13 protein-coding genes are annotated in these 16,056 nt (G+C 38.0%); 12 read left to right on the plus strand and 1 reads right to left on the minus strand.

Going from position 1 to position 16,056, the window contains the following annotated elements; translation table 11 throughout:
- The first annotated feature begins 8 nt into the window (after positions 1-8).
- From CZ502_RS03210 to CZ502_RS03270, 12 genes are all read left to right on the plus strand, one after another.
- Complete coding sequence (locus tag CZ502_RS03210; protein WP_076459656.1) at positions 9-818, plus strand: DUF4422 domain-containing protein; 810 nt, start codon at positions 9-11, stop codon at positions 816-818.
- Positions 819-832: 14 nt separating this feature from the next.
- Complete coding sequence (locus CZ502_RS03215; RefSeq protein WP_076459657.1) at positions 833-1,708, plus strand: beta-1,6-N-acetylglucosaminyltransferase; 876 nt, start codon at positions 833-835, stop codon at positions 1,706-1,708.
- A 94-nt stretch (positions 1,709-1,802) separates the two neighbouring features.
- Positions 1,803-2,921 carry a UDP-galactopyranose mutase gene (glf, locus tag CZ502_RS03220; protein ID WP_076459658.1) on the plus strand — a complete coding sequence of 373 codons (1,119 nt, stop codon included), beginning with the start codon at positions 1,803-1,805 and terminating at the stop codon, positions 2,919-2,921.
- 131 nt (positions 2,922-3,052) lie between these two features.
- On the plus strand, positions 3,053-4,474 hold the full coding sequence (locus CZ502_RS03225; protein ID WP_076459659.1) for a flippase: 1,422 nt from the start codon (positions 3,053-3,055) through the stop codon (positions 4,472-4,474).
- Between the two features lie 10 nt (positions 4,475-4,484).
- Entirely contained in the window at positions 4,485-5,537 is a 1,053-nt protein-coding gene (locus CZ502_RS03230; RefSeq protein ID WP_076459660.1) for a glycosyltransferase, read from the plus strand.
- Positions 5,531-6,610 (plus strand): acyltransferase family protein, encoded by a 1,080-nt coding sequence (locus CZ502_RS03235; protein ID WP_076459661.1) that lies wholly within the window; start codon positions 5,531-5,533, stop codon positions 6,608-6,610. Before CZ502_RS03230 ends, CZ502_RS03235 begins: the two co-directional genes overlap by 7 nt.
- Before the next feature lie 74 nt (positions 6,611-6,684).
- A complete protein-coding gene (locus CZ502_RS03240; RefSeq protein ID WP_083673312.1) occupies positions 6,685-8,154 on the plus strand; it encodes an N-acetylmuramoyl-L-alanine amidase in 1,470 nt (489 codons plus the stop codon).
- 112 nt (positions 8,155-8,266) lie between these two features.
- Positions 8,267-9,673 (plus strand): NlpC/P60 family protein, encoded by a 1,407-nt coding sequence (locus tag CZ502_RS03245; RefSeq protein ID WP_076459662.1) that lies wholly within the window; start codon positions 8,267-8,269, stop codon positions 9,671-9,673.
- A gap of 155 nt (positions 9,674-9,828) precedes the next feature.
- Positions 9,829-11,256, plus strand: a complete 1,428-nt coding sequence (locus CZ502_RS10555; RefSeq protein WP_083673313.1) for a glucosaminidase domain-containing protein — start codon at positions 9,829-9,831, stop codon at positions 11,254-11,256.
- 204 nt (positions 11,257-11,460) lie between these two features.
- Complete coding sequence (locus tag CZ502_RS03260) at positions 11,461-12,663, plus strand: NlpC/P60 family protein (protein ID WP_076459663.1); 1,203 nt, start codon at positions 11,461-11,463, stop codon at positions 12,661-12,663.
- 74 nt (positions 12,664-12,737) lie between these two features.
- Positions 12,738-13,292, plus strand: a complete 555-nt coding sequence (locus tag CZ502_RS03265) for a hypothetical protein (RefSeq protein WP_076459664.1) — start codon at positions 12,738-12,740, stop codon at positions 13,290-13,292.
- A 69-nt stretch (positions 13,293-13,361) separates the two neighbouring features.
- Complete coding sequence (locus tag CZ502_RS03270) at positions 13,362-14,483, plus strand: AI-2E family transporter (protein ID WP_076459665.1); 1,122 nt, start codon at positions 13,362-13,364, stop codon at positions 14,481-14,483.
- Between the two features lie 46 nt (positions 14,484-14,529).
- On the opposite strand, the gene CZ502_RS03275 is transcribed toward CZ502_RS03270, so the two are convergent.
- The gene (locus CZ502_RS03275; protein ID WP_076459666.1) at positions 14,530-15,975 is read right to left on the minus strand and encodes an LCP family protein; all 1,446 of its coding nucleotides are present in this window, start codon (positions 15,973-15,975) and stop codon (positions 14,530-14,532) included.
- Positions 15,976-16,056: the final 81 nt, after the last annotated feature.

Raw genomic sequence — 16,056 nt, forward strand, 5'->3', positions numbered from 1 at the left:
TTCTTATAATGACAGTATATGTAATTACGCATAAAGAGTTTAATTATGCAGATAAGCTTCCAACTGGCTATGTACCGATGATGGTTGGAGCAAATAAAAATCCTAATCCTCTTAATTATCTTACAGATAACACTATGGATAATATTTCTGATAAAAATCCTGAGTATTGTGAACTAACGGGTCTTTACTGGATTTGGAAAAATTCTAAAGCTAAAAATGTTGGCTTAGCTCACTATCGGCGCTTCTTTTATTCTAAAAGTATTGGCGGTCGTTTTGCAATGTATGCTTATTTGATCCTTATGGGTAGTCGAGTTAAGCCGGCGTCAGTAGATCAGTTAGATGGTTTGCTAGAGGATTATGACTGGGTAGTTGCCCACCCTGAAGATGAAGGTGGTAAGGACTTGTGGACCCAATTTAATAAAGCAAATCATGAAATAGATATGCAAAATACAAGGAATGTGATTGCTGAAAAATATCCTGATTATGTTGATGCGTTTGATAAAGTAATGCATAGTTCAAGTTGGATGTCACCTTATAATATGTTTTATTCTTCGAAGGAGAAAATGGATGAGTATAGTGCATGGTTATTTGATGTGCTGTTTGAAGTTGAAAAAAGAACTGATATGACAGGGTATACAGATTATCAAAAACGATTATACGGTTTTTTAAGTGAGAGATTGTTAAATGTATGGCTTGAGAAACATAAGGAATATAAGGTGAAATATTTAACAGTTTTCAAAACTGATGATTTAAGTCGAAGAGCAGTTATAAGGCGTATAACTAATAGATTGGGTATTACTAAGGGGATAAATCATTAGTAGGAGAGAGACTGATGCAAGCAGTTTTAATATTAGCTCATAAAAATATAGACCAGGTTATTGAACTAGCAACGCGCCTTTCAAAAAGTTTCAATGTTTATATTCATTTTGATAAAAAGACGGTTCTAAGTGATCAGCAGAAAAAAAGGATTAAGAAAGTTTCGTCGACATTTATCTCTAAATACAATGTTAAGTGGGGAAGTTATAGCATAGTTAGGGCAACAATTGATTTAATGAAAATTGCCTTACGTAATGAGAGAAACACCTACTTTCATTTAATCTCTGGACAGGATTGGCCAGCTCAATCGCCACAAAAAATTTATGATTTTTTTGAAGAAAATAATCAAATTTTTATGAACTATTGGTCAGCAGTGTCTATGAAGAAAACAGGTGAGCCGGAAATATGGTGGGTTAAATACTACTTTAACTATGATCAGATTAACCGCCGAACAACTTTTGGCAAAATTTACCATCGTATTTTGTTGCTTATTCAAACTGTTCTTAGAGTGAATAAATTAAAAAAATATAATTTACAAGATAACTATATTTATGCTGGTCAAGAGTGGGTTGATATTCCTCGTGATGCCCTACAATACGCGATTGATTATTATGATAAGCATCCAGAATTAGAAAAGATTTTTTCAACAAGTTTTTGTTCTGATGAGATGTGGCTGCAAACAATTTTATGTAATTCTCAATATAAACTTCGAATTAATAAAGATATTCATCATTATATTGAAATGCATGAAAAGCATGGTAGCCGCCCCGCAATATTAGATGAGGAAGATTATGAAAAGATTAGTTCGGGTAACTATTGGTGGGCAAGAAAAGTTGAACGGCCAATTTCAGATAAATTAATTGCCTTATTAGATAAAAATATGAAACTTTAACAGACAAAGGGGCTTGCAACGGTAAGTCCTTTTGTCTGTTTTAAAGAAGTCTGTTAGAATATGAAAGATTATATACTGAAATGAGGATAAGAATATGAATAATTATGATTATCTAGTTGTTGGTGCCGGCCTTTTCGGTGCCACATTTGCATACGAAGCCGCTAAACGTGGGAATCGCGTGAAAGTAATTGAAAAGCGTGACCATGTTGCTGGAAATATCTACACTAAAGAAATTGATGGGATTCAGGTTCACCAGTACGGTGCTCATATTTTTCACACTTCCAACAAGGAGGTTTGGAACTATGTTAACCAATTTGCTGAGTTTAATCGTTACACTAATAGTCCGGTAGCCAATTACAAGGGCCACATGTACAATCTGCCATTTAACATGAACACCTTTAGCCAAATGTGGGGTGTACGGACGCCAGCAGAAGCAATGGCAAAGATTGATGAACAGCGGCAAGAGATGGCTGGGAAGACACCAACTAACTTAGAGGAGCAAGCCATTTCCCTCATTGGCCGGGATATCTACGAAAAATTGATCAAGGGTTACACAGAGAAGCAATGGGGGCAAAAGGCAACCGAATTGCCAGCCTTCATTATCCGGCGGCTTCCTGTCCGGCTAGTTTATGATAACAACTACTTTAATGATCCTTATCAAGGTATTCCAATTGGCGGCTATACACAAATCGTCGAAAAGATGCTTGATAGTGACCTAATTGATGTTGAAACCGGGGTAGACTTCTTTGATAAGAAAGAGGAATACCTTAAGGAATACCCAAAGGTTGTCTTTACCGGAATGATTGACCAGTTTTTTGATTATCAGTTAGGCGAACTCCAATACCGGAGCTTGCGTTTTGAAACGGAAGAAAAGCATGTCGGAAATTACCAGGGTAATGCAGTGATCAACTATACTGATGCGGAAACTCCTTACACGCGGATTATTGAGCATAAGCACTTTGAATTTGGTAAAGGTGACAAGGATAAGACCATTATTACTCGTGAGTACCCAGCCGATTGGCACCGGGGTGATGAACCATACTACCCGGTTAACAACCAACGGAACAATGAGCTGTACAAGCAATACGCCAAACTTGCTAGTGAAAAGGCAGAAAATGTAATCTTTGGTGGTCGCTTAGGACAATACCGTTACTACAACATGGATCAGGTATTACATGCGGCGCTGACAGCAGTTAATGAAGAATTTAAATAATAACAATGGCGAATTGAGGAATGTCCTTGATTCGCCGTTATTATTATTGAGTTACTTTAGCTAGCCTTTTGTTTAGTAAAGGACAGTGGTAAAATTAAACTTTAGTTTGAAGAGTTAGACGAGGTTATTATATGAAGGTCATCAAAAACTATTTATATAATGCAGGGTATCAGATTTTGCTGATGCTAGCCCCTGTAATAACGACCCCATATGTATCACGGGTATTAGGAGCGCATAATAATGGAATTAATACCTATACTAACGGTTGGGTAACATTTTTTTACTTAATTGGTCAATTAGGGATATCCTTATATGGGAACCGTGAAATAGCTTATAAGCGAGAAAATAAGTATGAGCGGTCAAAGTCATTTTTTGAAATTGTTTCATTACAGTTAATGACCAGTTCGGTTGCATTAATCGCTTATTTGATGGCAGTATTTTTATTTAGTAGTGCTTTTAAAGTTTATTTTCTACTCCAAGCGCTATGGATTATAGCTTATGGTATAGATATTTCATGGTATTTTATGGGGTTAGAAGACTTTAAAAAGACAGTTACAAGAAATACAATTGTAAAATTGATTTCAATTGCATTGATTTTTATTCTTGTACGTAATGAAAATGACTTAAGTAAATATATTTTCTTACTTGGATTTGCTCAGCTAGCAGGAAGTGCAACGTTGTGGCCTTATTTACGTAGAAGCATTGAGTGGGTTAGTATAAAAAAATGGCGTCCGTTCGGCCACTTTTACCCAACATTGCTACTATTTATCCCGACAATAACGACTCAGATTTACTTGGTTGTAAACCGAATTATGCTTGGAAGGATGGCTCCACAAGCCGCTGTTTCTCAATTTGATTTCGGGGATAAAATAGTTAAGCTTGTTTTGGCTGTAGTGACTGCAACAGGAACTGTAATGCTTCCTCATATTGCCAATAAGTTTACTTCTGGGGATATAAAAGGAGTGCGGGAGAGTTTATACAAATCATTTGATTTTGTAACTGCTGTCTCTGTACCATTAATGTTTGGCCTAATGGCAATCTCTTATAAGTTTGCACCATGGTTCTTAGGGGATCAGTATGGACCAACTGGTAGTGTTATTTTTTATGAAGCTCCAGCAATATTGATGATTGCATGGAGCAATGTTACTGGTATTCAATATTTAATGCCAATTCATCGAGAGCATGAATATACTATTTCAGTTACAATTGGAGCGGTAGTAAATATTATTACTAATCTTTTTTTAATTTCATGGTATGGTGCTAATGGTGCTGCCATTGCAACAGTGATTTCTGAACTTTCTGTTACAGCGGTTCAATTATTTTATATTCGTGGTACTATAAGTCGTCGTCGGTTATTTAGTTCCGTATGGCGTTATCTTTTAAGTGGATTATTTATGTATATTGTTGTTTCAAGAATTGACAGCGTTATAAGTATGACAATTATGAATTTAATATTACAAATTATGTTAGGCGCAGTTGTATATGTTGTATGCCTTTTTATCACGAAGGCACCAATTCTCGAGCAAGCTAAAACTTTGTTCATGAAAAAATAGGAGTGTAGCAATGAAATTAAAGTTTATTTGTGCGCCAGCTTCTGGAAACGGTGGGACTGAAACAGTTTTAAAAAAGGCGTTAAATCATTTATCTAAGAAGTATCAGGTTGAATTATATTTAACTACGATTCCAGTAAACAGATTATGGTTAGACCAAATGAAGAATGTTAAAATTCATGAACCCCACAGTGAAAGCAAGCCGTATAAGTTATTTTATCTATTAAGGATATTTTTAACGGCTCGTAATTCTGATCGCTTTATAATTTTAGGAGCAAATACTATTAATTTAGCTTCGAAAATTAGGAAAATTACGAAGAAAAAGTATATGATAACATCGTGGATACATTACTCATTAATCAATCAAAATATGTTTAACCCAAATAATATTACTTTGGCTGATAATCATTGGGCAATTAGTACACCAATTAAGAAGCAATTAATGGATCTGGGAATAAATGAAAATAAAATTAGCTTAATATTTAATCCTGTTGATCAGTATGCAGGAGATCTAAATACCCCCGATACTTCGGATACGCTTCGACTTGTTTATGTTGGGAAAATAATGCTTGATGGTCAAAAAAATTTGAGAGAGTTATTCCAAGGTATAAAAAACTATTCTCACCCAGTTCATTTAGACCTATTTGGTGCGGATAGTAGTAATGGGGAAGTACAGGACTATGTAAATAGTATTGGCCTTAATAGTCACTGTACTTTTCATGGTTGGACAAAAAATCCTTGGAAAATTATTGTAGAAGAAATTCATCCTAACGCTCTAGTATTAACGTCAAAATATGAAGGGCTTCCTATGGTGATGATCGAAGCAATGTCTCGTGGAATTCCGTGTCTTGTTGCTGATTTTAGTGGTTATGAAGATATTATTAAAAAACAAGTAAATGGATTAGTATACCTCAGCAATAACACGAAAGATTTAGTGCAAAAAATGTACATAGCAAATGAAAATAAATTTAAGAATGAAACTATTGCAAATAGTATCTCTAAATTTAATTCAAAAAATTATTATTTAAGATTAGATCAAATATTGGAGAAAAGAACTTTATGTTAGGTAAGAGGATTGAATGGATTGATATAGCTCGAGGAATTGCAATTCTTTTTGTAATTGTTGGTCACTCTTTAGGAAACTATTTTTCAAGTTATTTTGCAAATTTAATTTATGTATTTCACATGCCAATCTTTTTTATTCTTAGCGGTTATTTATATAAGCCTAAAAATAAAAATAGGTTTTTAAAGTCATCTTTTTTTAATTTAATAATTCCTTATATTGGTACCGTCATACTAGCATTTCTTCTCTTTACAATCTACAAGCTTTATAGTAATCCAATAATTGCGCCATCAAGGGTAACTAGCTATAAACAACTATCTATATCTGCGCTTTATGGAATTGGTGCTTCTGCTGATTTACCATTTATTGGCAAATCAATTATCCCGATAGGAGCTATATGGTTTTTGTTAGCATTTTTTATTGGAACACAACTATTTAATATTATTATGTCGCTTAGTTTTAAGAAAGATGATCTTGTGATAAAGGGGGCAATTGTGGCTTGTTGTGCTTTTCTTGGCATGTATATACAGACGTACATTTATTTGCCATGGTCAATTAACGCAGCACTTTTGGCACAGGTATTCTTTTTTGCAGGTTTTATTTTAAAGAAATTTGATTTGTTAGTGGCTAAACACAAAATTGTAATTATTGTTTCGTCCGTAATTTGGTTAATGACAGCTACAATAGGATTATTCGGATTAGATAATCTACAATTTCCTAATATGTATTTAGCGGTAGTTGGGGGAATTGCATCAAGTCTTGTGGTTATCAAATTTTCAATGTATCTTGAAAATGATTTGTTAAGTCAAGAAAGCAAAATAAAAAATGCCCTTTGCTTTTTAGGTGCTGAGTCACTATGTATTTTTTGTTTCCATTTAATAGACCTTGATTTTATTCAAATATGGCCGCATCTCATTAACTTCGTAATGAGAATCAGTAATTCATATCTCTTAGCAATAACTGTAGGAAATATTTATCGAATTTGTTTTGCGGTCGTAATAACTCTATCCATTTCGCATATACCAGTTCTTAGATCTTTTTATATGCATAGAAAGTATAAGTTTATAAGACATTAACGAAATCTATTTATCTTTAAAATATTTGTGGTAGGATAGACAATGTTAAATTTATAGAAGGGGTAAATGTGTAAATGAGTATTCGCAAACACTATAAGATGTTTAAAAAAGGTAAGAATTGGTGTTATATGGCACTGGCAATCGTTTCCGTTGTCTTTGGAACAACAATGATTGCTCAGAATGCAAGTGCAGATAGTACAGATACTAGTCAGGCTGTCATTAGCGCTGCAATTTCAAATGATGGTCAAAAGTCATTATCAAATAGTCAAGAATTAGTTGCTAATAATCAAAATGACACAAAAAGCAGTTCAGTTTCTGAACAAGAAGAGCAAACAGTATCCCAACCTGTAAAACCGAAAGCTACCGAGGTACAAAATGGCTGGCAAACTACTAATGGTAATAGTTATTACTACAAGAATGGTCAAAAGTTGACTGGCCAGCAAAATATTGAAGGAAAAGACTACTACTTCAATGATCAAGGACAACAACAAAAGGACTATTTCCTGAACCAAAATAACCATACCTACTATTTCCAGGCAGATGGCACCCGGCTCAACGATGGTTTCTATAATAACTGGGGTCACACCTACTACTTCCAAAAAGATGGTGTTCGCTTAGATGATGGCTTCTATAACACCTGGGGCCACACTTACTACTTTGGCAATGGCGGTGTGCGTTTAGATGACGGTTTCTATAATAACTGGGGTCACACTTACTACTTTGGCGATGGTGGTGTGCGTCTAGATGATGGTTTCTATAACAACTGGGGTCACACTTATTACTTTGGCAATGGCGGTGTGCGTTTAGATAACAGCTTCTATAATAACTGGGGCAATACTTATTACTTTACTGGTGATGGCTCATTAGCTCAAAATAAAAATATCTGGGTAAATGGTAGTCAGTACAATGCCAACAATGCTGGGATCCTTTCACCAATTTCCCTTCGTTGGAACGGAGTTAATTCATATATTCTAAGAAATGGAATTGGTCATGCCAACATCTCATATCAAAATGCTATTCCTGCTGTAACAGGTACTTATTCTGGCACTGATAATGGCAAGCCGAATATGGTTGTCGTTCATGAAACAGCTAACCCCAAAGATAGTATTTGGGGTGAAATTAATTTTGAACGTGCGCATTATGACAATGCATTTGTTCATGCCTTTGTAGACGCAAATAATATTATTCAAATTTCAACAACTGATCACGAAGCATGGGGGGCTGCTTATCCTGCTAATGGTCGTGCTGTTCAGTTTGAACAGGTTGAAGTATATGGCGGCTGGAACTTTGCGCGTGAATTAGTAAATGCTGCTTACTACACTGCCTATAATATGCGTAAGTATGGTTTGACCCCTTCATTAGCACAGTCGAATGGAACAGGGACACTATGGTCACACCATAACGTCACGCAATACTTAGGTGGTACTGACCATACAGATCCAGACGGTTACTGGAGTAATCGTGCTCGTAATTACTTTGGCACTGGGTATAACATGAACGATTTCTTACAGCTAGTAAATTATGAATATGCAAAACTAGGTTAGGCCTAAAAAACACTGGAGTTGTGATGAATTCCAGTGTTTTTCTTTTTATGAAAGCGATTATTTTTCATTTATTTATGATAAGATAGTATTCGAAAAAGGGGGAGTATCGATAATGAATACTAAAAAACACTACAAAATGTTTAAAAAAGGGAAAAACTGGTGTTACATGGCAATTGCGACGCTTGCGGTAGCAGTAGGTACACTAGCTGGTTCGCAAACTGCTAATGCGGATACGACCATTATTGACAATACAAGTGATACCTCAGCAGCAAGTGCACAAGCACAGGACCTGAATACAAACACAGTCACCTTGACAACACAAGCGCAGCAACAACAAGGTCAAACAACAACTGCTGACATTAATAACGAAACAACACAGAAAAATGCAAATCCTACGCAACCATCAACAGCTAGCCGTGCCATTCAACCACAAGCAGCAAGAGAACAAGATGGTTGGCAAAATACTAATGGTAATAGCTATTACTACCAGAATGGTCAAAAGATGACTGGTCAGCAGACTATTGCCGGCAAAAACTACTACTTTAACGATCAGGGTCAACAACAAAAAGACTTTTTCCTAAGTCAAGATAATCATACTTATTACTTCCAAAAAGACGGTACGCGGTTAGATGATGGCTTTTATAATAATTGGGGTCACACCTATTACTTCGGCAAAGATGGTGCACGCTGGGATAATAAGTTCTACAATAACTGGGGCCATACCTACTACTTTGGAGAAGGCGGCGTCCGTTTAGATGACGGCTTTTATAATAATTGGGGCCATACCTATTATTTCCAAAAAGACGGTGCTCGCCTAGATAATGGTTTCTACAATAACTGGGGTCATACCTACTACTTTGGAGAAGGTGGCGTCAGATTGGATAATGGCTTCTATAACAATTGGGGCCATACTTATTACTTTGGTGCAGACGGTGCCCGGTGGGATAACCGCTACTACTATAATTGGGGAAGCTTGTATCATTTTGGCGCAGATGGTGCTTTAGCTACTAACCAAGTTGTGAATGAAAACGGAAATAGTTATTGGGCAGATGCTAATGGGATTATTTCAAGTACTAATAGTAAGATCGAAACGGCAATTAAAGCAGCTAAGTCGCAACTTGGCTATAAGTATGTATGGGGAGGTGGCCGTACTTCAGCAAGTATTGCTGCGCATCAATTTGATTGCTCAAGCTTTGTTCGCTGGGCATATGCCCAAGCCGGCGTACAACTAAATGGCGGATTACAAGCTTCTACTTATAATGAAATTTATTCAGGACAGGGCGTGGCGTTAAGCCAGTTAAAGCGTGGAGATTTAGTATTCATGAAGGACGGAAAGTATAATCATGTTATCCTCTATCTTGGTGGCGGTTACTTTATTCATGATTCTCCATATTCTAAGACTGGTGGGGTTGGTATTAATAACCTTGATGACAACCTTCTACAAAAGCCTGGCTATACATGGAGAAGCCTTATTCGGACGAATTGGAATGGCGTTTTTGGTATTAGAAGGGTTGTTTAGGATAAAACTAGGGGAGTGGGCAACCACTCCTTTTTTAAGTTACAATAATGTTTCAAAGTTTATCCTTTATTAACATTTCAGGAGAAAATAATTTTATCGAACTACATGTGGTAGGATAGATAATGTTATAAATTAAAAAAGGGGTAAAGAAGTCAATGAGTGTTAATAAACATTATAAAATGTTTAAAAAAGGAAAAAACTGGTGTTACATGGCAATTGCTACTCTTTCTGTAGCAGTAGGTACACTATCTGTTTCACAAAATGCCAATGCGGATACGACCAGTACTGATAGTGCAAGTGATACCTCAGCAACGACTAACACACAAGACCTAAATACAAACACAGTCACCTTGACGACACAAGCACAGCAACCACAAGGTCAAACGACAACTGCTGACACAGCAGCAAACACTAATAGCGAAGCAACCCAGGAAAACGCAAATACTACGCAACCATCAACTGCTAGCCGCGCTATTCAACCACAAGCAGTAGAAGCGCAAGATGGTTGGCAGAATACTAATGGTAGTAACTACTACTATAAAAATGGTCAGAAGTTGACTGGTCAACAAAGCATTGAAGGAAAGGATTACTACTTCAATGATCAAGGTCAACAACAAAAGGACTATTTCCTAAACCAGAATAACCATACTTATTATTTCCAAGCAGATGGTACCCGGTTAAATGATGGCTTCTACAACAATTGGGGTCACACTTACTACTTCCAAAAGGATGGTACTCGCCTAGATAATGGTTTTTACAACAATTGGGGTCATACCTATTACTTTGGAAAAGGCGGCGTCCGTTTAGATGATGGTTTTTATAACAATTGGGGCCACACCTATTACTTCCAAAAAGACGGTGCTCGTTTAGATAATGGCTTCTACAGTAATTGGGGTCATACCTATTACTTTGGCGAAGGTGGCGTGCGTTTAGATAATAGCTTCTACAACAATTGGGGCCATACTTACTACTTTGGTGCAGACGGTGCTCGTTTAGACAACAGCTTTTACAATAACTGGGGTAACGTATATTACTTTGGCAAAGATGGCGCTTTGCTGCAAAACCAAACAGTTAATCTCGGCTATGGGAATTTAACATTTGATAGCCAGGGTCGTTTAAGTTCTACCAATGCTTTTATCGGCAGTATTGTCAACGGGGCTATCCAGGGTTGGACACAGCACAAGATTTTGCCGTCATTGACATTAGCACAAGCTATCCTTGAGAGTGCTTGGGGGAAGTCATCGCTTGCTTCTAAGTACCATAATCTTTTTGGAATCAAGGGTAGTTACCATGGAATGTCGGTAAATATGCCAACGTATGAAGAATACGGTGGCCGTTACGTAATGATTAATGACCGCTTCCGTCGTTACCCAGATAACAACGCAAGTGTCCAAGATCATACGGACTTCTTGGTTCAAAACCGTCGTTACCATAACCTAATTGGTGTTCGTGACGCTAATACAGCAACCTACTTAATCCGTGCAGACGGTTATGCGACTGCATCAAGTTACACCAGCTCATTACGAAACGTCATTAATACGTACGACTTAACTCGCTATGACCGAGTAGCGTTTAGTTTATAAAATTTAATGAGGCAGATTACACGATTTGTTTCATGCTGGGCACATCTTTAATGTAACGTTTTCTTTACATTAATGTTGCGAACATTATCATTGATTAACAAAGACGTCCATTTTACCAATGGGCGTCTTTTTTATGATAAAGTAATAAGCGTTGAAATTATTTACGAAAAGAAATGAAAAAATGGAAGGTAGGATTCATTGATAATGGAAGAACAGAAACACTTTAAGATGTTCAAGAAGGGCAAAAACTGGTGCTACATGGCAATTACTACAGCAGCTGTTGCATTTGGAGTATCTACTACTACTGTTGCAAATGCTGATACGGCAAATACCGCTGACACCGTTGCTACTTCACAACAGGTTGAAGCTAGTTCTGCACAATCCGTTGTTGATGAAGCTAGTTCTGCAGGTAGTAATATGGCAAGTGATGCTAATGTTGAATCAACGGTAGCAAACCCAGTAGCAGTTGCACCACAAGCAGAAAACAACCAACTTAATGGTTGGCAAACTGAAAACGGCAGTACTTACTACTACAATGATGGTCAAAAGGCTACCGGCGTTCAAGATATTAACGGTGCGCAGTACTACTTTAATGACCAAGGTCAACAACAAAAGGATTACTTCTTAAATAAAGATAACCATACTTACTACTTTAAAGCAGATGGTACGCGTCTTAACGATGGCTTCTACAACAATTGGGGTCATACATACTACTTCCAGGCAGATGGTACTCGTTTAGACAACGGTTTTTACAACAACTGGGGTCACACCTACTACTTTGGTGATGATGGTGTTCGTTTAGATGATGGCTTTTACAACAACTGGGGTCATACCTATTACTTTGACAAAGATGGCGTCCGTTTAGATAACGGCTTCTACAACAACTGGGGCCACACCTACTACTTTGGCAAGGATGGTGCTCGTTTAGACAATTCGGTTTACAGCAACTGGGGTCACCAATACTATTTTGGTAACGATGGTGCCTTAGTTCAAAATAATGATGTTACTATTAAGGGTAAGAAGTACCATGCTGATGCTCAAGGTATTTTATCTGTTAAGAACAACGTTGATGCTAAGGTAGACCGTGCTTTATCACAACGAGGAGTGCCATACGTTTGGGGTGGTAACACACCGGCTGGGTTTGACTGCTCTGGTTTAGTACAATGGGCTTATGGCTTAGGTGCTCGTTACCGGACAACCTACCAACAAGCTACGTTAGGTGCTCACCAACGTAATGTCATGACTGCACCAAAGGGTTCACTACTCTTCTTCGGTAGCGATAGCGCTCCTTACCACGTTGCTATTTCACTGGGTAATGGTACATATGTCCACGCTCCAGAACCAGGCGATGTTGTTAAGATTGGTTATTCTAAATACTTCAAGCCTAGTTTCTTTATCACTTTGTAATCTTTAGATATACTTAGTTATAGATACTGAAATCTGTTATAATAAGCGATAATATGAAACGAGGAGAAAGATAGATGAAAATTAAAAAGTTATTTACAACAATTGCTGCTGGTTCTTTGATGTTGACTTTAGCTGCTTGTGGTAACAATTCGGCTAATGAATCTGATAACAGCTCAGATGTAACTTCAAGTAAGGTTGCTACTAAGAAGCACCATGATAACAAGAAAGAAGATGCTGTTAAAGCTAAGAGCAGTACTTCTAAAGACAGTGATGATTCTAAAGCTAGTTCAGAAAGTGATGCAACTAGTTCTACAAAATCAAGTAGTTCTGAAAACAACTACTCTGTTTCATCAACGACAACTTCTGATAATGGAAGTACAGCTAAGTCAAATGTAAAGCAAAATACGCAGCAAGCTACGATGTCAGCTACTGATGCTCGTAACATTGTTAAGGAACACATTGGTAACCAATTAAACAACCGTGGTGTTGCGGGGCAATCGACTTCTGATTTACCATCCATTGATTCAATCGATGGCTACACTGCTACACCAAACGGTACTAATGACTGGACTGTTTCGGGGAATGGTCATACTTACCACGTTACTGCAAACTCTGTTACTGGTAACTAATATTCATAATTTAAAAAAGTCAGTAAGTCTTTTATAATGGATTTACTGACTTTTTTATTAGGAGCGAATATGTTTAATCATAAATTTTCACACTGGCTATTCTGGCCATTGCTATTACTTACGGTTGCCACTTTAATCTGGATGTGTACCAAGATTCAGTTTATCTTCCAGCCGTTCTTTACCTTTATTTCGGTTGTTTTTGTCCCGCTGATTATTTCGGGATTTTTGTACTATATGCTCAACCCCGTCCTCAAATTGTTTATGAAGCTGCGGATTGGCAAGTTTCAGATGAACAAGGGGATTGCTAGCCTGCTAATTGTCCTATTGTTAATTTTGATAGTTATCGGCGGCCTATCCTTACTGATTCCACCGGTGGTAAAAGAAATCAGCCTATTGGTAACCCACCTCCCACAAACGGTCACGGGTCTGCAAAAACTGATTAATGACACTGTTCAAGATACTTTCTTGCGAAACGTTGACTTAAACACTTATTACCGCCAATTTGACCACCAGCTAGCCAGTTACGCGCAAAAGATCCTGAAAGGTCTTTCGTCACGGGTCGGTGATATTATCGGAATGGTGACGAATATCACTGTGGTGACAATTACCGTGCCGGTCATGCTATTTTATATGCTAAAGGATGGCTCAAAGCTTAGCCCCAGCATTCAAAAATGGTTATCACCACACCATGCCAAGGAAGTTAACGAGCTTCTTGCGAAGATGAACGGCACCCTGTCTTCCTATATTTCAGGGCAGATAATTGAATGTTTATTTGTGGGCGTATTTACCTCAGTCGGCTACTTAATAATTGGTCAACCGCTGGCATTGGTTCTTGGAATTGTGGCCGGTTTGACCAATATCATCCCGTATATCGGTCCATACATTGGGATTGCGCCAGCCCTATTTGTTGCCTTGACGATGGCCCCAGAAAAGATCATCTGGGTGATTGTTGTTGTCTTAATTGTCCAGCAAATTGATGGGAATATCGTTTACCCAAATATCATTGGGAAGACTCTTCAGATCCACCCGTTAACGATAATTATGCTTTTGCTAGCTGCTGGGCACATTGCTGGAATCGGCGGGATGATCCTCTGCATTCCATTTTATGCGGTGATTAAGACGGTGTGTGAATACCTTTTTGATATTTACAAGATTGAGCATCCGGGCAAGGATGAAGAAACGACAGACTAAAAAGACGTATGAGAATGTGAAAAATCATTCTCATACGTCTTTTTCTTTAGTAGGCACGGTGAGCATAACCATAACGGTTTCCATAAGTATTGGAATGATACGAATGGTATCCATTAGAGGGGTATGTCCGCGATGGATAGTAGCGTCGCTGTGTTTGTGGGTATTGGCGAGTAGGGTATGTTTGCCGTTGTTGGTTAGCTGGTACTACTTGTGATTCACTTGTAGCTTGTTCTTCGTTACTAGCATTTTCATTGGCCTCACTCTTTTGGTGAACGCCAGTAACCTCATCGCTACCATTACCACTACCAGGATCATTATAGCGGGCGCCACCAGGAAGGATAAAGTCGATTTTGTCGAAGCCATTATAGTGTGGCTGTGACTTGTACATCTTGGTCTCATGGTTGACAACGTTCTTTGGCTTTAGGTTAAGCTGCTTGCGAACGAGTTTAGATACCCGGTTGATTTCTTTTGGACTTGCAATCTGGAAAGAAACTCCTTCAATCATTGCGTTTTGTCCTTGGAAGTGGTAGGTCTTAACATTTTGCATTGCGCCGTGGTAGTTACCATAAAGGGTCGCAATATCATCAATTGGAATATTGGTCTTAACGCCATCACCGACGGCATCAAGTATCTTGTTGGCTGCGCTGATTGAGCCAGATGACTTAAACTTCTTGATAACGCTCTTTAGGATTTGTTGCTGGCGTTTTTGCCGACCGTAATCATTGTTTGGATCATCATACCGCATCCGGGAGTACTTTAAAGCATTTTCCCCGTTAAGGTGCTGCTTTCCCTTCTTAAAGTGGTGCCCTTCGTAGTCAAAGGCGAAGGGGTTATCGACGTCAACCCCACCGACGGAATTAACTACTTTCTGTAAGACACCCATGTTAATAACGGCATAATAGTCAATTGGCACATCGAGCAGTTCGGATACCTGCTTGACCGTCTGCTTTGGACCGTTAATTGCGTAGGCAGCGTTTAGCTTAACATAGTCAGGCCCATCTTTTGTCTCAACACGGACTAAGATGTCACGGGGAATACTGGTCATCGTAATGGTCTTCTTCTTAGGGTTGATGGTAAATAACTCCAGTGAATCAGTGTTACCACCGGTATTACCACGATCTAGGGCACCGACGTCTGTCCCCATTGTAAGGACCGAAACTGGTTCACCACGCTGGAGCTTTTTGCTGATCTTACCATCGCCTTCACTAAAGATCCCCTGCGTTGCTGAGTGAATTTTATGGTATTCATAGAAGCCACCAATAACAACTAGGAAAATAAGCAAACCGATTAACAATCGTACCCAGTTAGGTGTTCGGTAATGGTGTTTTTGCGGTGGCTGGAAGTTAGCCGCTGGTTGTTGCTTTTCTTCGCGCTTTAATTGAGCGTTTTGTGCAGATTCTTCTCTTTCTCGTTGTTTGCGTTCATTAACGTCCCGGCGGATCTTTTCTTCCATCCGCTTACGGTAATGTTCGCGTGATTCGTGATTATTCATATAGAAAAATACCTCAATAAATAAGTTCTAACTCTAATATCATAGCAGATTTTTAATATTAAGTTCAATTGAATACAAATA

This window comes from Limosilactobacillus caccae, assembly GCF_900156885.1.
Classification (GTDB): Bacteria; Bacillota; Bacilli; order Lactobacillales; family Lactobacillaceae; genus Limosilactobacillus; species Limosilactobacillus caccae.

Bases quoted from the DNA above. Each gene is read 5' to 3' on its own strand.
- CZ502_RS10555 (WP_083673313.1), top strand. From the start codon at position 9,829: ATGAGTGTTAATAAACATTATAAAATGTTTAAAAAAGGAAAAAACTGG.
- CZ502_RS03210 (WP_076459656.1), top strand. From the start codon at position 9: ATGACAGTATATGTAATTACGCATAAAGAGTTTAATTATGCAGATAAG.
- CZ502_RS03215 (WP_076459657.1), top strand. From the start codon at position 833: ATGCAAGCAGTTTTAATATTAGCTCATAAAAATATAGACCAGGTTATT.
- CZ502_RS03230 (WP_076459660.1), top strand. From the start codon at position 4,485: ATGAAATTAAAGTTTATTTGTGCGCCAGCTTCTGGAAACGGTGGGACT.
- CZ502_RS03225 (WP_076459659.1), top strand. From the start codon at position 3,053: ATGAAGGTCATCAAAAACTATTTATATAATGCAGGGTATCAGATTTTG.
- CZ502_RS03270 (WP_076459665.1), top strand. From the start codon at position 13,362: ATGTTTAATCATAAATTTTCACACTGGCTATTCTGGCCATTGCTATTA.
- CZ502_RS03275 (WP_076459666.1), bottom strand. From the start codon at position 15,975: ATGAATAATCACGAATCACGCGAACATTACCGTAAGCGGATGGAAGAA.
- glf (WP_076459658.1), top strand. From the start codon at position 1,803: ATGAATAATTATGATTATCTAGTTGTTGGTGCCGGCCTTTTCGGTGCC.
- CZ502_RS03245 (WP_076459662.1), top strand. From the start codon at position 8,267: ATGAATACTAAAAAACACTACAAAATGTTTAAAAAAGGGAAAAACTGG.
- CZ502_RS03235 (WP_076459661.1), top strand. From the start codon at position 5,531: ATGTTAGGTAAGAGGATTGAATGGATTGATATAGCTCGAGGAATTGCA.
- CZ502_RS03260 (WP_076459663.1), top strand. From the start codon at position 11,461: ATGGAAGAACAGAAACACTTTAAGATGTTCAAGAAGGGCAAAAACTGG.
- CZ502_RS03240 (WP_083673312.1), top strand. From the start codon at position 6,685: ATGAGTATTCGCAAACACTATAAGATGTTTAAAAAAGGTAAGAATTGG.
- CZ502_RS03265 (WP_076459664.1), top strand. From the start codon at position 12,738: ATGAAAATTAAAAAGTTATTTACAACAATTGCTGCTGGTTCTTTGATG.